The sequence below is a fragment of the Pseudomonas fjordensis genome (genome assembly GCF_976987115.1).
Genome location: NZ_OZ336860.1, coordinates 4,263,477 through 4,281,565, shown reverse-complemented (window position 1 = coordinate 4,281,565; position 18,089 = coordinate 4,263,477). Strand labels below are relative to the sequence as shown.

13 protein-coding genes and 1 pseudogene are annotated in these 18,089 nt (G+C 58.1%); 11 read left to right on the top strand and 3 right to left on the bottom strand.

Annotated features, from left to right (window positions below):
* Positions 1-191: 191 nt before the first annotated feature.
* The 3 genes from ACWHXD_RS19210 to ACWHXD_RS19200 all read left to right on the top strand — a co-directional run bounded on the left by ACWHXD_RS19210 (position 192) and on the right by ACWHXD_RS19200 (position 5,833).
* Entirely contained in the window at positions 192-4,724 is a 4,533-nt protein-coding gene (locus tag ACWHXD_RS19210) for a DUF4011 domain-containing protein (RefSeq protein WP_499084447.1), read from the top strand.
* Positions 4,725-4,797: 73 nt separating this feature from the next.
* The gene (locus tag ACWHXD_RS19205) at positions 4,798-5,268 is read left to right on the top strand and encodes a DUF3320 domain-containing protein (RefSeq protein ID WP_499084444.1); all 471 of its coding nucleotides are present in this window, start codon (positions 4,798-4,800) and stop codon (positions 5,266-5,268) included.
* Between the two features lie 154 nt (positions 5,269-5,422).
* Positions 5,423-5,833 (top strand): NUDIX hydrolase, encoded by a 411-nt coding sequence (locus ACWHXD_RS19200; protein ID WP_138763336.1) that lies wholly within the window; start codon positions 5,423-5,425, stop codon positions 5,831-5,833.
* Between the two features lie 27 nt (positions 5,834-5,860).
* Here the strand turns inward: ACWHXD_RS19200 and tnpC are convergent.
* Positions 5,861-7,396 (bottom strand): annotated as a pseudogene (gene tnpC / locus ACWHXD_RS19195) (IS66 family transposase).
* 361 nt (positions 7,397-7,757) lie between these two features.
* On the opposite strand from tnpC, the gene ACWHXD_RS19190 reads away from it, so the two are divergent.
* The 4 genes from ACWHXD_RS19190 to ACWHXD_RS19175 all read left to right on the top strand — a co-directional run bounded on the left by ACWHXD_RS19190 (position 7,758) and on the right by ACWHXD_RS19175 (position 9,702).
* Positions 7,758-8,507, top strand: a complete 750-nt coding sequence (locus ACWHXD_RS19190) for a zeta toxin family protein (RefSeq protein WP_138763335.1) — start codon at positions 7,758-7,760, stop codon at positions 8,505-8,507.
* Positions 8,500-8,700, top strand: coding sequence for a hypothetical protein (locus ACWHXD_RS19185; RefSeq protein WP_138763334.1), 201 nt, complete (start codon positions 8,500-8,502; stop codon positions 8,698-8,700). The genes ACWHXD_RS19190 and ACWHXD_RS19185 overlap by 8 nt, the downstream gene beginning before the upstream one ends.
* 89 nt (positions 8,701-8,789) lie before the next feature.
* Positions 8,790-8,984, top strand: coding sequence for a hypothetical protein (locus ACWHXD_RS19180; RefSeq protein WP_138763333.1), 195 nt, complete (start codon positions 8,790-8,792; stop codon positions 8,982-8,984).
* Between the two features lie 319 nt (positions 8,985-9,303).
* Positions 9,304-9,702 carry a VOC family protein gene (locus ACWHXD_RS19175; protein WP_138763332.1) on the top strand — a complete coding sequence of 133 codons (399 nt, stop codon included), beginning with the start codon at positions 9,304-9,306 and terminating at the stop codon, positions 9,700-9,702.
* A gap of 70 nt (positions 9,703-9,772) precedes the next feature.
* Here the strand turns inward: ACWHXD_RS19175 and ACWHXD_RS19170 are convergent, their stop codons facing one another.
* Together ACWHXD_RS19170 and ACWHXD_RS19165 are read right to left on the bottom strand one after the other, a co-directional pair.
* Complete coding sequence (locus ACWHXD_RS19170; RefSeq protein WP_138763331.1) at positions 9,773-11,104, bottom strand: LLM class flavin-dependent oxidoreductase; 1,332 nt, start codon at positions 11,102-11,104, stop codon at positions 9,773-9,775.
* A gap of 1 nt (position 11,105) precedes the next feature.
* Complete coding sequence (locus ACWHXD_RS19165; RefSeq protein ID WP_138763330.1) at positions 11,106-13,298, bottom strand: TonB-dependent receptor; 2,193 nt, start codon at positions 13,296-13,298, stop codon at positions 11,106-11,108.
* 199 nt (positions 13,299-13,497) lie between these two features.
* On the opposite strand from ACWHXD_RS19165, the gene ACWHXD_RS19160 reads away from it, so the two are divergent.
* The 4 genes from ACWHXD_RS19160 (at position 13,498) to gspG (ending at position 18,087) form a co-directional block, all read left to right on the top strand.
* The gene (locus ACWHXD_RS19160) at positions 13,498-14,538 is read left to right on the top strand and encodes a LacI family DNA-binding transcriptional regulator (RefSeq protein ID WP_138763329.1); all 1,041 of its coding nucleotides are present in this window, start codon (positions 13,498-13,500) and stop codon (positions 14,536-14,538) included.
* 227 nt (positions 14,539-14,765) lie between these two features.
* Positions 14,766-16,463 (top strand): type II secretion system ATPase GspE, encoded by a 1,698-nt coding sequence (gspE, locus tag ACWHXD_RS19155; RefSeq protein ID WP_192901675.1) that lies wholly within the window; start codon positions 14,766-14,768, stop codon positions 16,461-16,463.
* Positions 16,460-17,656, top strand: a complete 1,197-nt coding sequence (gene gspF / locus ACWHXD_RS19150) for a type II secretion system inner membrane protein GspF (RefSeq protein ID WP_138763327.1) — start codon at positions 16,460-16,462, stop codon at positions 17,654-17,656. Before gspE ends, gspF begins: the two co-directional genes overlap by 4 nt.
* Before the next feature lie 20 nt (positions 17,657-17,676).
* Entirely contained in the window at positions 17,677-18,087 is a 411-nt protein-coding gene (gspG, locus tag ACWHXD_RS19145; RefSeq protein WP_138763326.1) for a type II secretion system major pseudopilin GspG, read from the top strand.
* Positions 18,088-18,089: the final 2 nt, after the last annotated feature.

The window sequence follows — 18,089 nt, the reverse complement described above, 5'->3', positions numbered from 1 at the left end:
ATCCTTTTTCGATATTGAGCTGTGTCGGTCGTAGTATGTGACGTTCGATGATGGGCTGAGAAATCAGTGACGACCAAAGGCACATTACGTTTGTCGCTATAAGAGATATCATCCCGCCATCAGCTCAAGAGGGGCTCCCTGGCCGCTCAGTTTCTGCACTCCCTTGAGCATAACGACAAGGATTGTTGCGCATGGACGATATCGTTCAGCCCCTCACACCCCAAGAAGAAGCCCCGCCTAAGGAAGTAAAGGTCCTTGCCACCTTGGTAGCAAAGCTAAATCTTGCAGATTTCCAGAACGCTATCCCTGTGATTCGCGAGCTTCGTATCTCGAACGAAACGAATAATCGTTTCGTCAATGCCACTCTTACGCTTAGCTCGGCCCCCGAGGTATTTAAGTCCAAGATCTGGCGGATCGACGAGATCGCTGCGGATAGCTTCCGGGTCATACCTGGGCTTGATCTTGTCTTGGACGGCCCGTTGTTGAGTCGCCTGACAGAGTCAGAAATGTCGACCTTTACGTTTGTCCTCGAAGCCGATGACAAGGAGGCGGAGAGCGGTCGCAAGGAAGTTGCTCGGCTTGAACAGGTCGTAGACCTTTTGCCCAGAAACCAGTGGGGCGGATTGCGGCATATACCAGATATGACTGCGGCTTTTGTTCAGCCGAATGATGCAGCAGTTGAGCGGTTGCTCAAACAGGCGGCCGAGTTGCTTCGTCTTAGCGATAAGCCGTCGGCACTTGATGGATATGAGGGTGGCCCCAAAAGAGCTTGGCAGTTGGCGTCGGCAGTGTGGGGCGCGGTGGCGCGCATGAAGCTCGACTATGCGTTGCCGCCGGCTAGCTTTGAACAATCAGGACAGAAGATTCGTAGCCCCAGTCAGATTGCTGACTCCGGGTTGGCTACTTGTCTCGATCTGACTCTGCTTTTCTGCGCAGCATTGGAGCAGATCGGTCTTAACCCTGTGATCGTATTCACCCATGGTCATGCCTTTGCTGGTTTGTGGCTTAAGCCAGAAGAGTTTACGACTGCCGTGGTGGATGATGTCACTGCAGTACGTAAGCGGGTGAAGCTTCAGGAGCTCGTGCTGTTTGAGGCCACTCTCATTACCCACGCCTCGATACCGTCATTCTCTTATGCGGTAGAGATGGGCACGAAACAGGTAGCCGAAGACGCCGAAAGTGTTTTCGAGATGCTGCTAGATATCCGTCGCGCCCGTTTGCAACGTATAAAACCGCTCGCCAGCTCAGAGGCTCAGATTACACGCGTCGCCGTTGCTGAGTCTGATGAAGCCCCATCGATTCTTGTGGAGGACGGGATCGGCATCTCCGATGACAATATTAAGGCACAGGTTGAGGATCTGTCTAAGCTCGACCCAGCAGATCGCCTCGGCCGATGGCAGCGAAAGCTTCTGGATCTGTCGCTTCGAAATAACTTGCTCAATTTCAAAATGGGTAAGCGAGCGCTGAAGCTTGAATCTCCTGATCCTGGTGCTCTCGAGGACATACTTGCAAGTGGACAGTCTCTAAAGCTGCTTACCAGGCCTGACCTAATGGATGGCGCAGATCCGCGTGAGCGCGCACTCTATGAGCAGCGTGAGCGAGAAGATGTTCGCCGCCGTCATGCTGAAGATGCTCTCAAACGTAGGGACGTATTCGTTGCGCTGACGTCCGCCGAAATGGATGTCCGGTTAACCGAGTTATATCGAAGCGCTCGTACTGCTTTGCAGGAAGGTGGCTCCAACACGCTTTTCCTGGCCATCGGTTTTCTAAGCTGGACGCGTGAGGATAGGGCCGGGCAGAAGTACAAAGCGCCACTGGTCTTGGTTCCTGTCACTTTGGAGCGTAAGAGTGCGCGTTCTGGATTCACCATGGTGCTGCACGATGATGAGCCTCGTTTTAACCCGACTCTGATCGAGATGCTGCGTCAAGACTTTGAACTGGGCTTGGGTTCACTGGAGCAGGAGCTGCCTCGGGACGACTCCGGTCTGGATATCGCGGCCATTTGGAACAAAGTTGGCCATGCTATCAAGGATATCCCTGGCTGGGAGCTGAACGAGGACGTTGTGCTCTCGATGTTCTCGTTTGCCAAGTATCTTATGTGGAAGGATCTTGCCGAGAATGCAGAGCACCTTAGACAGAGCCCTGTAGTCCAGCACCTTCTGGATACGCCACGTGATTCGTTCATCTCCGATACCCCGTTTCCGGAGGCGGAGTCACTGGACCGTGATTATGGTCCGACTGATGTGTTCTGCCCATTGCCATCTGATTCATCTCAGCTTGCTGCTGTGATGGCAGCAGCAAAGGGAAAAGATTTCGTTCTCATAGGTCCACCGGGTACGGGTAAAAGCCAAACGATTTCCAACATGATCGCCCAGTCCATCGCTCAAGGGCGCCGGGTACTGTTCGTATCTGAGAAAATTGCTGCCCTGGATGTCGTGTACCGCCGCTTGCGTGAAATCGGTCTGGGTGAGTTTTGCCTTGAACTTCACTCCAGTAAGGCTCGAAAAACGGATGTCCTTGCTCAGTTGCAGTCGGCTTGGGAAGCGAAAGGGGAGGTAGATGCTTCCGCTTGGGAGGTGGAAGCGCAGCGGCTGGCTTCCCTGCGTGACAGCCTTAATATTTATGTCGAGCGTCTGCATCGTCGGCACCGCAATGGCTATACGATTTACGATGCTATCGGGGCTGTGACATCGGGTGTTGATGAGGCAGTTGCTGCGCTTTCTTGGTCATCCCCGGACACTCATGATCAGAAGGCCATGCTTGCGCTTCGAGAGCTGGGCGACCGCCTTGAAGTGAACGCTCAGGCTGTGGGTTACAGTCAGCTGGCAGGCAACGCTTTGTCCGGGGTCGGCCAAGCAGAGTGGTCGCCTCATTGGCAGCAACAATTCGTGCAGGCGGCTCGTGACGTGCTTCCTGCTGTGCTTGAAGTCCATCGAGCTGCCGATCGCTTCGTTGAGCTGTCAGGGCTTCCTGTTACGGAGTACACCCCAACAGCGCTTGAGGGGTTGTCGATTCTTTCTCGAGTACTTCCCGCTGCCGCTGGGCATGATTGGCGGTTCGCACTGCGCCCCGATGCTCGCTCGATTTCTAAACGCCTGAGTGACGGCTGCACTTGGGTAGACGAACACCGGAACATTAACTCCAGACTCTCATCCTTCTGGTCCTCTCGTATTACTGCTGAAGCTAAACAAGGCATTGATCTGCTGCAGCAACGCCGCGCTACATTCGTTGATCTAGGCTCGGCCTGGCCAGTAAATGTCACTGACGTTCTCGGGCAAGCTGTCACATTGCTGCGTCAGATAGACGACCTCAAGCACCAGCTAACGGCGTCCTACGGGGATGCGATTGAAGTACTTGATACCGAACTCCTACTGCGCGAATGGAAAGAAGCGGAGGAGTCTTTCTGGCCTAAGTCCTGGTTCGGAAAACGCCGCATTGCTGGGCTATTGGCGCCGACGCAGACATCAACAGGTGAAATCGACAATGGCAAGGATCTCGCTACTTGGGAAGAGATTCGGTCGGTGCGTCGAGCAATCGATGAGCTGGAGCCAGGTCATGAGTGTGTTGCTGTTTGGCAAGGTGCCAAATCCGAAGCAATGCATCTCGCGACAGCGATCAAGCTGCAGGAGGCTATGCGGCTTCAGAAAAGTAATTCTGCTTGGATCGATGACGGCTTGCAGTTGGTTGAGCAGGGCCAGCTAGGTGATGAGCTGAAGGAGGAACTCCGCCGGCTGCGTGCGCTGACTCGTCTCGATGCTGGGTTAGATGAGCTGGTTGATCTCAGCTTAGCAACTAGCTCTCTCTGGAGCGGTTTGGCCACTGATATTGACGTGCTGACTGCAGCGCTACGTTTCCAGGCTGAACGACGTGACATTGAAGAACGTGGTCGGCTTGTCGACGATCATCCTCATGTGGAGGAAGGGCGTTGTGGCTCGTCGTTCAAAGCTGATTTTGAGCTGCTCAAGAAAAGAGCAGCAGTTGAACGAGAGTTGGTGGATCTGGCTGATCTGCGAGAAATCGTTCCTGTCTGGAATGACTTAAAAACGAAGGTTGACGTCGCACTTATGGCGGTAGCCTTCCAAGGGGAGATGGCTACCGCGGTAGCGAAGCTAGCACTCAATCCTGAGCAGGTCGCGGCCTACAAAGCGCCGCTTCAAACTTTGCTGGGTGATGGTAACGCATTACTTGAGCCGGAGGCTGCTATAGCCATTGCCGGCGCTACCCTTCGTGAAAAGCTCGAGCTGCTCCAGGAGCGAGCAACGCACCTGACTGCCGTCGGTCATTTCACCGAAATGGGCGTCATCGAAACTGCCAACCTGGCACTAAGTGATATCAAGAAAAACTGCGAAACTGTCGTTTCGTCTGAATCGCGCCTGAAGGCATGGTGCGCTTGGCGGAAGGTTCGCGATGAGGCCTACGCTGTCGGCCTGGCTCCGATTGTTCAATCTATGGAAACAGGAGCCATCAGCTCTGGAAAAGTCCGTCGTGTATTGGAAGTAAATTATGCCCGCTGGTGGCTGAACACGACGGTCGACAACGAAGAGGTGATCCGGACGTTCGTCAGCGTGGAGCATGAACAGCGCATTCGTGATTTCCGGGCTTTGGATGACAAGTTCACCGAGTTGACCAAGGACTGGCTCCGGGCTCGGCTATGTTCCGACCCTACCAAGCCAAGACAGTGTGAGTCGCTCTTCAGAGTGGGGAGTCCTGCGAAAGCCAGATGAGGATGTCCTGGCTTTTGCTCGTCCCCTTGAATATTTGATTTATAAAGAATCCGACCCTCGTCAGGCGGTAGGGTTGGTCGATCCAGATCAGTTCTTTGAGGCGAGTTACACGGAAACGTTGGAGCAGATGATTGCTCATGTCGTGGCGGAAGAGGGGCCGGTTCTGGACACGGCGCTTGCAAAGCGCATTGCCCGTGCTCATGGCTGGGTACGAACCGGCTCACGGATACGTGATCGGGTTGACCAAATTGCCCGGGCGCGATTCCGCTCACATGAAGAGGAGCAGACAGGAGTCTTTTTCTGGCCGACTCATATCGAGTCGGATGCCAGTGTAGTCTTTCGTAAGCCCGGCGATGAAGACACCACGAGAGGGCTATCTGAAATCTGCCTGCCAGAACTATGTGCTTTGGTTGACGAGATGGTGCAGCGGGGGCACGAAGGGGAGGCCCTAATATATGCGGTTGCGAAGGAAGCTGGTGTAAGCAAGCTTGCTCATGCGGGACGCCAGCGGATTGAGAGGGCCGTACGTCAAATGGCGGAGTAAGCAAGAAACAAGGGGGCCGTGAAGGTCCTCTGTAAGCGTCTAGGCAAAACACCTGGGCGAGGCCTTCGCGTCATTCGGTTTCGATGATGGCTTGCTTCCTCTATGCTTCCCGACTTGCCTAAGGATTAGTTGAAACAGGAAAAGGTGTGACGGCATGAGAGCAGATAAATCTTGTCCTGTGGTTCTGCGAGTCCGTGAAACGCTGGAGATCTTGGCATTTGAGCATCCATTGGCAGGGCTACAACTGGTCAAGGGCAGTGTGGAACCAGATGAGTCAACCGACTTGGCTGCCGTACGAGAGCTGATAGAAGAGGCAGGGATTCAATCCGCAGTAGGGCGAAATTTGGGTGAGTGGCGTGCCATTGAAACAGGTCACACGTGGGTATTTCATGAGTGTCATGTTGCCCAAGACCTTCCCGATACTTGGGTGCATTTTGCAGAAGATGATGGAGGCCATGAGTTCAGATTTTTTTGGCATCCACTAATGAGTGAGCCTTCTGAAAGATGGCATCAGGTTTTCAAGGATGCTTTAAGCTTTCTCAGGACTACCCTTGTTGAAGTCTAAGTGTGTATTCAGCTCTTCTTGAGTCAGTCAGGCCGGCGCCCACCTATGAGGTAGCAGTTGACCGATTTCACTCGCCCGCTGTGTCGGCAGCCGTGTCAGCACATCTTTCAGATAAACATACGGATCATGTCCGTTCATGCGTGCCGACTGGATCAGACTCATGGTCGCTGCCGCCCGTTTGCCACTGCGAAGCGACCCGGCAAACAACCAGTTTGAGCGCGCAAGGGCCCATGGTCTGATCTGGTTCTCCACTGGGTTGTTGTCGATGGGCACGGCCCCGTCTTCTAGGTAGCGCGTCAGCGCTACCCAGCGTTTAAGGCTGTAATCGAGGGCTTTGGCCGTTGCTGAGCCATTGGGCACAAGAGCGCGCTGGGTCGACATCCAGTCATGCAACGTTTTGATGATTGGAGCTGCCTTGTCCTGGCGTATTCGCCAGCGATCCTCATCGCTCATGTTTCGAGCTTGACGTTCGACTTCGTACAAGCCGCCAATCGACTACAGCGCTTGTTCAGCCAGTTGGCTTTTGTTCGCCACGTGCAGATCGAAGAACTTGCGGCGGGCGTGGGCCATGCAGCCAATTTCGGTGATGTCTTTCTCGAAACCGGCTTTGTAGCCAGCGAAATCGTCGCAGACTAGCTTGCCGCTCCACTGCGCAAGGAAGTTGCGCGCATGCTCGCCTGCACGGCTGGGACTGAAGTCATAAACCACAGCTTTGAGTACCGAAAACGGCGTGGTGCAGTAGGTCCAGACGTAAGCGCGGTGAGTTTTCTTCTCGCCTGGCGCAAGCATCTGAACCGGAGTCTCATCGGCGTGGATCACTCCCTGGGCCAACACTTGTTCACGCAGCGCATCGACCAGAGGCTGGAGTTGCACACCGGTCTGTCCGATCCATTGCGCCAGTGTTGAGCGGGCAATCGCCAGCCCGGCCCGACCAAAAATCTTCTCTTGCCGATACAGCGGTAAATGGTCGGCAAACTTCGCCACCATCACATGGGCCAACAGGCCTGCGGTCGGGATGCCCTTGTCGATCACTTGGGCCGGTACAGGCGCCTGGATTAGTGCTTCGCACTGGCGGCAGGCCCATTTTCCACGCACATGCTGTTCGACGGTGAACACGCCGGGTGTGTGATCGAGCTTCTCGCTGACGTCTTCGCCAATGCGCTGAAGTTGGCAGCCGCAGACGCACTGGGTGTTTTCTGGCTCGTGACGGATCACTGTACGTGGGAACTGCGGTGGCAGCGACGCACGCTTGGGTTTCTGACGTAGCTCGTCCGGTGCAGGTGGCGGATTGACCGCCTTCAACTCGGCCTCGATGGCCGCGATATCAGTGTCGAGCAGGTCGTCGAGCAAGCTTCCTTGGTCAGGGCTAAGCTGTTCGCTGCGCTTGGCGAACTTGTGTCGCTTGAGGATGGCGATCTCATGAGCGAGTTGCTCGTTGACCGTTTCAAGGCGGTGGATTTTCTGGCCCATCGAGTCGACTTGGTGCAGCAACTGCAAGGCCTGTTCGGCCAAGGCACGTAGCTGTTTCGGTGTCATTTGATCGAGATTGGGCGAGGAAGTCATGCCGCTGATTGTGCCAGAGCCGAAAGTCAGCAGCGATAAACCGATGGGCTAATGGCCGGCGTTACAACACTGTGATCAAGCCGCCAGCACCGACCCGTTGCCATGGCAAGCCCAGTACCAAAGCCTGAAGTTGCTCGTTATCGAGTTCGACCTCCGAGCCCTGCTGGCTGGTAGCCCGGCCCCGCGCCGTAATGCCGTTCAGTTAAGCGTATCGCCCTCTGTAGGAGCGAGCTTGCTCCTACAAAAAGCCTTAACTGACCGGCATCACGGCCCAGCTCCGGGCTATTTGTTTCGCCTCAAGGTTGCGTGGTTTAAGGCCGAGTAAAGTGTTAGTTTTTGGAAAACGAATTTCGAGCCACCAATGACCCCTGAAGAAATAGAGCTGGAAGAGGCTGCTTTTCAGTTTGCCATCGCGCACCGCCGGTCTCTGGCAAAGCAGATTGTCGACACCGAGGTTTTTATTCCAGAGCGCGCTCCGCTTACTGTCTTTATGGCAGGCTCCCCTGGTGCTGGAAAAACAGAGATTTCCATGGCAATGGTGGAGGCTTTGGAGAAAGGGCATCCGGAAGGCGAGGGGCGTCGAGTTCTCCGAATTGATCCGGATGATTTTCGAGAGCTCATCCCAGGTTATTCCGGTGGGAACTCTTACCTTTTCCAGCGAGCTGTTACCAAGATCCTCGAAAAGGTCTTGGATCGAGCCTTTGAGAAGCGTGTTTCGTTCATCCTTGACGGAACAATGTCGAATCTAGGTGTCGCGAAGCGGAATATTGATAGGGTTTTGAAGGGGAGTAGGACTGCGCAGATAATGTACGTCTATCAGCGGCCAGAACTCGCTTGGGAGTTCGTGAAAGCACGAGAAATAGCCGAGGGACGAAACATACCTATGGAGAAATTCGCTCAGCAATTCTTGGCAGTGCGTCGGAATATTGTTGAGTTAAGACAATCCTATGGACAGAATCTGCACATAGATTTGCTTGTAAAAAACACAGATTGCTCCGAAGAGTTCTATGAGGAAGGGGTGACAGTGGAGCAGATTGACGCCCTAATTCCAGAGACCTATGATTACCAGCAGCTCATTGAGCTACTGACTGAGGCAGATCATCATGCGTAAAACTAATACCGAAGAATCCAGCCTATTGGCGGATTTCTTCAGTAACGCCTCCTATGAAACCAAGCGTGAGGTTTTCCGGGAGGTACTTCACAAGGCAAGCGCTTCCCAGCGTGAGGTGGTTGCACGCGCGGCAAAAATCAAAGGCTCACTCTCCGCTGGTGACTCTGTCAGAAATAAAACGTCTGACGCCTAGTTTTGAGTAACCAGTAAAAGCCCGGCTTGTCTGCTGAGCTTTTTCGTTTTGCGCATCCGTTGGCGCAAAGTTGAAAAATGAGGTGAGAATTGAAACGCAGCCTGTTTGCCGAGCTGGTGCAAGGTGTGGAGGATATGAGCGAGCACCGCAAGGGAAATATTACTCTTCGTCAGTACGAAATGAGCAAAAGTGCTTGTCAGGCGGGTCAGGATGACGCGGGGTACGCTGAAGAGCTTGTAGTAGTCGAAGTCCAACCCAAATTCCCAGGCTGCGCTGCTGATTAAGTGGTCAGCGCGTCCCTGAAACCTTGAAGCCCGGCCATGCGCCGGGCTTTTTGCATCTGGCTCAAGGCTTTTCAGCGTTGGCCTTTTCAAGCTGGGCAGCTATGCCCTCAAGCAGCACCAAGTCTGACTCCTTAAGTCTTCCTGATGGGTGTACTCACCCTCGATCAATACCGGCCCGTACCATTCGGGTTGACCAGCACGCCAAGCGTGAGCTCTATTTTCTTCTCAAGGTTGAGCGCCGCCTTCTTACCCAATGAGCGGTGCCCACTTGGAAAGGCAAGATAGAATCCCCCGCATCAAAAACAAAGGAGGGTCGCGGATGTTCAGTCACATCACTGTTGGAACAAATAATCTTGATCAGGCTGCCGCTTTTTACGACGCCGTACTGATCCCCCTGGGGCTGTGTCGCCGTACCGTAACTCCTGATGGTGGACCGACGTCGGCATGCTGGGTCAAGCCAGATAGCGCTCTTCCTCGGTTTTATGTGTACAGCCCTTATGATCGCAACGAAGCCAGGGCAGGGAATGGCAGCATGGTCGCTTTCTCAGCTCCCTCTCCAGATGCGGTAGACGTTGCCTATGCCGCCGGGCTTCATGCGGGCGGATCGGATGAGGGAATGCCCGGCTTACGTCCGCAGTATGGTGAAGGTTACTACGGCGCATACTTGCGTGATCCAGATGGCAATAAGGTACATGTCGTTCATCGTGGAGATTTGTAAGTTCGGCACATTCTGGCTTGTACGGGGTGTTTGCGGCAGTGCCGTTCTGGCTGCCGCCTTACCTGGGGCTTCATGATCGCGTCTTCTTGGAACGGCTGACCGGGCGCGCCAACCCAAGGTTTTCACGCAGTGTAGTGCCGGTATATTCGCGACGAAACAAGCCACGCCGCTGTAACTCAGGAACGACCAAGCCGGCAAAATCCTCCAGCCCACCCGGCAAGTGCGGTACCAATATATTGAAGCCATCCGCCGCACCTTCTTCAAACCATCGCTGCAGTTCATCAGCGATCTGCATCGGTGTGCCGATCACACTGTAATGACCGCGTCCACCGGCAATGCGTCGGCCCAGTTGCGCCAGCGTCAGTCGTTCGCGTTGGGCCAGTTCGCTCAGCAGTTGCTGACGGCTGCGCTGTCCGCTGTCGGTCAAGGGTAGATCGGGCAGCGGCCCGTCCAGCGGGTAGCCGGACAGGTCGAAATTACCCAGCATGCGCCCCAGCAACGCCACTCCCACCTCGGGTTCGACCAACGCCTGGAACGCTTCGAATTTGGCCTGGGCCAAGGCTTCGGTTTGCCCCACCACCACAAACACGCCCGGCATGATTTTCAGCGAATCGGCTTCGCGCCCGTATTGGCCCAGGCGAGCTTTGAGGTCACTGTAGAAGGCCTGCGCGTCGGCCAATGAGGTCTGCGCGGTAAACACCACTTCGGCGGTCTGCGCGGCCAGTTCACGGCCGGTTTCCGAGGAGCCGGCCTGCACGATCACCGGCTGGCCCTGGGGCGAGCGCGCCACGTTCAGGGGGCCTTTGACCTGGAAGTGTTCGCCCACATGGTCCAGTACATGGCGTTTACTTGGCTCGTAATAGCGCCCGCTGGCCTTGTCGCGTACGAAGGCGTCGTCGTCCCAGCTGTCCCACAGCCCCGTCACTACCTGATGAAATTCCCGTGCGCGGCTGTAGCGTTCGGCATGCCCCAGGTGTTCGTCGCGACCGAAATTCAGCGCCTCGGCCGCGTTGTCCGAGGTCACCAGGTTCCAGCCTGCGCGGCCGCCGGAGAGGTGATCCAGGGAGGCGAATTTGCGCGCCACGTGGTACGGCTCGTTATAGCTGGTGGTGGCGGTGGCGATCAGGCCGATATGCTCGGTCACGGCACTGAGGGCCGAGAGCAGGGTGAGCGGCTCGAAATGATCTGAGCGCGCCATGTGGCTGGCGACCTCACCGGTGGCGGCGGCAATGCTGTCGGCCACGAACAGGGCGTCGAACTTCGCCGCTTCCGCCATCTGTGCCAAATGCTTGTAGTGGGCGAAGTCCAGGCCAGCGTTCGCCGGTACGTCGGGGTGGCGCCAGGCGGCCACGTGGTGCCCGGTAGCCATTAGGAAGGCGCCGAGTTTGAGTTGACGGCTCATGCTAGAAATCCTTGCGCAGTTGCACGCCGAAGTAACGCTCATCGTCACGAGGCACGGCGCGGTAGATGTAATTGCCGCCGCTGGCCAGCAGGGGGGAGTAGGATTTGTCGGCGAGGTTCTTCGCCAATAGCGCCACGCGCCAGCCGTTGGTGTAGTCAGCCAGGGCCACGCTGGCGTTCCAGATGCCGTAGGCGCCTTGTTTGGTGTCCAGGTTCTGGCTGATGTCGTACTGCACTTCGCTCTGCCAGCTGTAGTCAGTGCCCAGTTCGATATCCAGGCCGTTATCCAAGGGGATGCTGTAGTCGGCGCGCACGTAGCTTTTCCAGTCCGGGCTGAAGGGCAGTGGCTTGCCATTGACGTTGCAGGTCGCCGCCGCGCCCGGCGGGCACGCGAACTGATCGATGCGCGCCCGGGTGTAGGCCAGGGCACCGGAAAGCTTGAGTTGCTGGGTGGCTTGCAGGGCGTAATCGAGCTCGACGCCTTCGGTGCTGACGGTGCCGGCGTTAATCAGGCGCGTCACGACTTGGCCGGCGACGGTGTCGAAAAAGTTGGCCTGGTAGTTGTCGTAGTCACTGTGGAACACCGCCAGGTTGGTGGTCAGGCGGTTGTTCCAGGCCGTGGCCTTGATTCCGGCTTCCCAGGTATTGGAGGTCTCTGGCTTGAGCGCGTCGGTGTCGCGCGGCTGCATGTTGAAGAACACGTTATAGGCCGGGCCTTTGTAGCCACGCGAGTAGGTGAGGTAGCTGGTCACGGTGTCGCTGATGTCGTACTGCACACCCAGGCGACCGGACCAACCATCCTCGTCTACCGAACCAGAACTCGACGTCGCCGGTTGAATGCCGCTGACGGTAGTGGCAGAGCTGGACACGCGGCGATGGTCGTACTTCAAGTCGTCATGGGTGTAACGCAACCCGGCGATGCCGCGAAAGCGCGAGGTGAAGTTGAGCGTGGTCTCGCCGAACGCCGCGTAGCTGTCGCTGGTGGTGCTGTAGTCGGCAATGCCTCGATCGACCCGCGTCGTGGTGGTGAGGGTGCGCTGATAGGTTTCTTCATCCTTGCCATGCATGTAGAACAGGCCGCCGACGTACTCCAGAAACTCACCTTTGGGCGATGCCAGGCGCAGCTCCTGGGAGTACTGGTCGAACGCCAGGTCGCCTTTGTCGGCGGTACCGGGGAACGCCGCGGTGACCGTGCCCAGGCGGTCGCCATCCTGATATTGAGTGTTGTCCCAGCCACGCCAGGCGGTGATCGAGGTCAACGTATAGTCGCCCAGGTTCCAGTCCAACTGCGCCGACAAACCCTTGTTGGTATCTTCCACATGGCTGCGGGTATCGGTGTTGATATCGCGGTTGTCACTTGAGGCGCGCACCGGCCTCAAGGCATTGCTGAACGCCGGGCTCAGGGATTTGCTGACCACGCCATTGGGCGCGTCATCGTGGGATTGCATGTAGTCGGCGATCAGGGTCAGTGTCACGTCATCGTTGGGTGTGAATTCCAGCTTGCCGCGAATGCCCTTGTGGTTGTAGCCGTTGACCTCTTGACCGTTGTGGCGGTTGTCGACGTTACCGTCGTAGCTGCCGAACAAGGTGCTGACCGAACCCTTGAGCACCTCCGGCACCAGGCTGCCGCCGATGCCGAAGCGCGTGCGGCTTTCATTACCGCTGTAGAACGACTGGTCGATAAAGCCGTGGGTCTGGGCGGTCGGCGCCTTACTGGTGATATTCAGCACACCGGCCGACGCGTTCTTGCCAAACAGCGTGCCTTGCGGGCCACGCAGCACTTCGATGCGCTCCAAATCCAACAGGTCGAGTGTGGCCTGGCCGGGGCGTGCATAGACCACGCCATCGATCACCGTAGCCACCGTTGGCTCAACGCCCGGCGAGGTTGAAATGGTGCCCACGCCGCGCACGAACAATGAGGTGTCCTTGTTCGAAGCGCCGGTGCGAAAGTTCAGCGATGGCACCTGCTGCGCGATGCTCGCCACCCCGTTGCGATTGTCACGCTCCAGTTGCTCGCCATCGAGCACCGAGACGGCCACCGGGACTTTTTGCAGCGATTCTTTGCGGCGGGTGGCGGTGACTGTCACGGATTGAAGCGTGGGTTCCTGTTCGTCAGCCGCAACAGCGCCGCAGACGGGCAGGGCGCAGAGGCCAGCCAGAAGCAACAATTGGGTGTGCCGTGGAAAGTTATGCATGCTGTGCCCGCTCGAAAAAATACCCTGGTCCGCTGCGGTTCTGCGACCGTCAGCGCCTATGAAAATGTCTTGGGCATTCGCTCGAGCGAGTAGCAGACAGTGCGCTTTGTTAGCGCTAACATCTGGATTATTGAAGGCGACCGTTTAGAGCGTCAAATACTAAAAAATTAGTTTTATATTCCTTTTTGAGGATTGTGCCGTGGACGAACACAAACCGCGCAAGCGCCGGGGCGCCGGCCGCGTCACCCTCAACACCGTGGCGCGCCAGGCCGGGGTGTCGGCCATTACCGTGTCGCGTTACTTCAACCAACCTGAACAGGTTTCGCCCGAGCGCCGTGAACGTATCGCCGAGGTAGTTGCGCAGTTGGGGTATGTGCCGAATCTGGTGGCCGGTGGATTGGCCTCCGCGCGAGGCAAAATCGTTGCGATGGTGATTCCGAATATCTCGGGGCCGATTTTTGCCAATACGCTGCAGGGCTTCAGCGACACCCTCAGTCGTCACGGCTACCAGCTGTTGCTGGCCTCCAGCTATTTCAGCGTCGAGCAGGAAGAAAGCGCGGTGCGTGCCTTTCTCGGTTGGTCGCCGGCAGCGCTGGTGCTGACCAGCCGCTTTCACAGCCCTGGCACCGAGAAGATGATCGCCGAGGCAGATATACCGATCGTCGAAACCTGGGACTACGTGCCGGAACGCGCGCCGTTGCAAGTGGGTTTTTCCCATTATGAAGTGGGCGTCAGCGCCGCGCGCTACTTGCACGGCAAGGGCTATCGGCGCATCGCCTTCGTACAGAACAGCGCAGTAGGCGACTTCAGCGCGTTGGAGCGCCGCGATGGGTTTACCGCGACCCTCGCCGAGCTGGGTGTGCAGCCCTGGGTCTTTGTGCCGGACGCCGACCGCGCCCCCTTCGACGCCGGCAAGCAGGCCATGGAAGCGCTGATGGGGCAGGCGATCACGCCCGACGCGATTTTCTTCGCCAATGACAACCTCGCCGCCGGCGGTTTGCTGGCCGCTCAACGCGCGGGGCTGAGCATCCCCCAGGACTGCGCCATATTGGGATTTGGCGACTACCCGTTTGCCCCCATGTTGCTGCCCAGCCTCAGCACCCTCCAGCCACCCGCGTTGGAGATCGGGGTACTCGCTGCCACACGCGTTCTGCAAAGTCTGGGTGTATTAGCCACCGATGAGGAAGTTAAGCGCTTGAATCTTTTGCACTGTCAGTTAATTGAAAGAGAGAGCACCTGAACAGCCCTTCGTTATGGCTAAGTGCAACTAGTGGCTATTGGCTGCTAACGCTCTAAATCAGTGCATTTGGCAATGTTTTGTATTTAATTACCCCCTCATCCGGAACTAGGGCTATAACTTCCAGTCGATACACCCGGCTAACGCCTGCCTGGGCTATGGCGAACTAATGGCATTGTTCGGTAGTTCTAAATAGCCATACTTTTCGCAACGTTAGATGTTCCTCAATGATGTCGTCAGCGCCCATCGATGCTTGCAAAATGCAGATCCCGCACACCGACCAAGTGTGCGCGTGGTTGATGCAGCACGCCGGGCTCAAAACCGCTGATCTGGAACGCGCCCAGCGTTTATCCACTGAGCCTGGCGACCTGCTCGGTTTACTCACGCGCCTGGGCTTGGTGTCCGAAGTCGAGTTGGCTCGCGCCTGGGCCGATTTGCTGGACGCCCCCTTGCTGTTGGCCGACGCCGCGCCGCCGTTGCTTGACCCGCTTCCCGTGCTCACCGAGCGCTTCATGCGTCACTACCAGGTTGTGCCCATGGGGTGGCATCAGGGCGGGTTGCGCGTAATGGCCGCCAACCCCGCGCAGTTATATCCGTTCCAGACCCTGGCGTATGCCTGTGAGGTGCCGGTGTGGCTGGCCATCGGTTCGCGGACTGAAGTCGACACACTGATCGAGCGCTATTACGGCCAGGGCCGTTCCGCCATGGGCAGCCTGATCGAAAACCTCGATGAGCAGGGGGGCGCCCTCGAAGATATCGAACACCTCAAGGACATGGCTTCCGAAGCACCGGTGATTCGCCTAGTCAACCTGATCCTGCAGCGCGCGGTGGAACAGCGCGCTTCGGATATCCATATCGAACCCTTCGAAAACCAACTCAAGGTGCGCTACCGCATCGACGGTGTGCTGCACGACGCTGAAGCGCCGCCTGCCAGTTCGTCGGCGGCGGTGATCTCGCGGGTGAAGATCATGGCGCGCCTGGACATTGCCGAACGACGCCTGCCCCAGGACGGGCGCATCATGCTGCGCATTCAGGGCAAGGCGCTGGATTTGCGGGTGTCCACGGTGCCCACCAGCTTTGGCGAGTCGGTGGTGATGCGCCTGTTGGACCGGCAAACCGTGCAGTTCGACTTCCCCAGCCTGGGCTTTGATGGCCCACGCCTGGCGGCCTTTCTGGACCTGTTGGCGCGGCCCCACGGCATCCTGTTGGTCACCGGGCCTACGGGCTCGGGCAAAACCACCACGCTCTATACCGCGTTGTCGCAGCTCAACACCGCCGAGCGCAAGATCATCACCGTGGAAGACCCGGTGGAATACCAGCTTGAAGGCATCAACCAGATCCAGGTCAAGCCGGCCATCGGCCTGGACTTTGCCGGAGCGCTGCGCGCCATCGTGCGCCAGGACCCGGACGTGATCATGATCGGCGAAATCCGCGACCTGGAAACCTGCCGTATCGCCGTGCAGTCCTCCCTCACGGGTCACTTGGTGCTCTCGACCCTGCACACCAACAGCGCCGCAGCGAGCATCACGCGCTTGCTGGACATGGGCGTGGAAAGCTACCTGATTGCCTCCACGGTCAGCGGTATCCTCGCCCAGCGCCTGGTGCGCCGCCTGGACCCTGCCACGCGCGTGGCCTTCCAGGCCCCGCCGGAATTGATCCAGGAGCACGGCCTGGATCGCCTGACCGAGCAGCGCCCGATCCTGCTTTACCGCGGCGATTATCACGGTCGCAGCGCCCTCACTGAATTGTTGGTAATGAACGATGAGTTGCGGGGCCTGCTGATGGGCCGCGCCGACGCCGCCAGCCTCGAACACGCCGCCCGCCGCGCCGGTTTGCGCACCTTGTATGAAGACGGTTTGCGCCAGGCCCTGGCCGGTGTCACGTCCCTGGAAGAAGTGCTGCGCGTCACCCGTGGAGATGAGGTGTGAGCCTATTCAAGTTCCGCGCGTTGGACAGCCAGGGCGTGGCCCAGAGCGGCACGCTGCAAGCCATTGACCAGGCGGCCGCTGTCGCCGTCTTGCATCAGCGTGGCTGGTTGCTGCTGCACATCGAAACGGCCAGCGGCCCCTTGTTGCGCCAGGCACGCGGGCAGTTGAAGGGCGCAGCGCTGGTGAGTTTCACCCAGCAATTGGCTACGCTACTGGGCGCCGGCCAGCCCCTCGAACGCGCTTTAAACCTGTTGCTCAAGCAAGCCCGCCATCCCCAGGTGCGGGCCTTGATCGAGCGCATCTGCGACCAGGTCAAGGCCGGCAAACCGCTCTCGGCTGCGCTGGAGGAGGAGGGCGGCACGTTTTCCCCGCTGTACCTGAGCATGGTGCGCGCCGGTGAAGCCGGCGGGGCGTTGGAGGGCACCCTGCGACAGCTCAGCGACTACCTGGAGCGCAGCCAGTTGCTGCGCGGCGAGGTGATCAATGCGCTGATCTACCCGGCGTTCCTGGTGGTGGGCGTACTGGGTTCCCTGGCGTTGTTGCTGGCCTATGTGGTGCCGCAATTCGTGCCGATTTTCCAGGACCTGGGCGTACCGATTCCACTGATCACCCAGGTGATCCTGGCGCTTGGCGAGTTCCTCGGCGCCTATGGCCTGGTGGTGCTGGCCGGGTTGTCGATCAGTGGATGGGTCCTGGCTGCGCGCCTGCGCGACCCCCTGCGCCGTGAGCGTTACGACCGTCACCTGCTGGGCATCCGCGTGATCGGCCCGCTGTTGCAACGGGTGCAAGCCGCCCGCCTGGCCCGCACCCTCGGCACGCTGCTCAGCAATGGCGTGGCGCTGCTGCCCGCGCTGGTGATCGCCCGGCAGGTCTGCAGCAACCGTGCACTCCAGGCGCAAGTGGCGCTGGCGGCGCAACGGGTCAAGGGCGGCGGCACCCTGGCCGATGCGTTCGGCCGCCAGCCGCTGCTACCTGAGTTGGCACTGCACATGATCGAAGTCGGTGAACAGGCCGGTGAACTGGACAGCATGCTGCTCAAGGTCGCCGACATCTTCGACGTCGAGGCCAAGCGCGCCATCGAACGCTTGCTCGCGGCAATGGTGCCGACCCTGACCGTGGTCATGGCGGTACTGGTGGCGGTGATCATGCTCGCGATCATGCTGCCGCTGATGAGCCTCACCAGTCATATATGAACTTTCAAGGAGCAGAACCGATGAAAAACCGACACCGCCAAGGCGGCTTCACCCTCTTGGAAATGCTGGCGGTGATCGTGCTGCTGGGCATCGTCGCGACCATTGTGGTGCGCCAGGTCGGTGGCAATGTGGACAAGGGCAAGTACGGCGCGGGCAAGGCGCAACTGGCCAGTTTGAGCATGAAGATCGACAGCTACGCCCTGGACGTGGGCGCACCGCCCAACGACCTGCAACAGCTGCTCGACAAGCCAGCCAGTGCGTCCAACTGGGCCGGCCCCTACGCCAAACCTTCGGAGTTGAAAGACCCGTTCGGCCATGGGTTCGGCTATCGCTTCCCCGGTGAGCACGGCGCCTTCGACCTGATCTTCTACGGCCAGGACGGCCAACCCGGCGGCGAGGGCTACAGTGCCGACCTGGGCAACTGGGAATAACC

Bases quoted from the DNA above. Each gene is read 5' to 3' on its own strand.
- ACWHXD_RS19190 (WP_138763335.1), top strand. From the start codon at position 7,758: ATGACCCCTGAAGAAATAGAGCTGGAAGAGGCTGCTTTTCAGTTTGCC.
- gspG (WP_138763326.1), top strand. From the start codon at position 17,677: ATGAAAAACCGACACCGCCAAGGCGGCTTCACCCTCTTGGAAATGCTG.
- ACWHXD_RS19175 (WP_138763332.1), top strand. From the start codon at position 9,304: ATGTTCAGTCACATCACTGTTGGAACAAATAATCTTGATCAGGCTGCC.
- ACWHXD_RS19210 (WP_499084447.1), top strand. From the start codon at position 192: ATGGACGATATCGTTCAGCCCCTCACACCCCAAGAAGAAGCCCCGCCT.
- gspE (WP_192901675.1), top strand. From the start codon at position 14,766: ATGTCGTCAGCGCCCATCGATGCTTGCAAAATGCAGATCCCGCACACC.
- ACWHXD_RS19170 (WP_138763331.1), bottom strand. From the start codon at position 11,104: ATGAGCCGTCAACTCAAACTCGGCGCCTTCCTAATGGCTACCGGGCAC.
- ACWHXD_RS19165 (WP_138763330.1), bottom strand. From the start codon at position 13,298: ATGCATAACTTTCCACGGCACACCCAATTGTTGCTTCTGGCTGGCCTC.
- ACWHXD_RS19200 (WP_138763336.1), top strand. From the start codon at position 5,423: ATGAGAGCAGATAAATCTTGTCCTGTGGTTCTGCGAGTCCGTGAAACG.
- ACWHXD_RS19185 (WP_138763334.1), top strand. From the start codon at position 8,500: ATGCGTAAAACTAATACCGAAGAATCCAGCCTATTGGCGGATTTCTTC.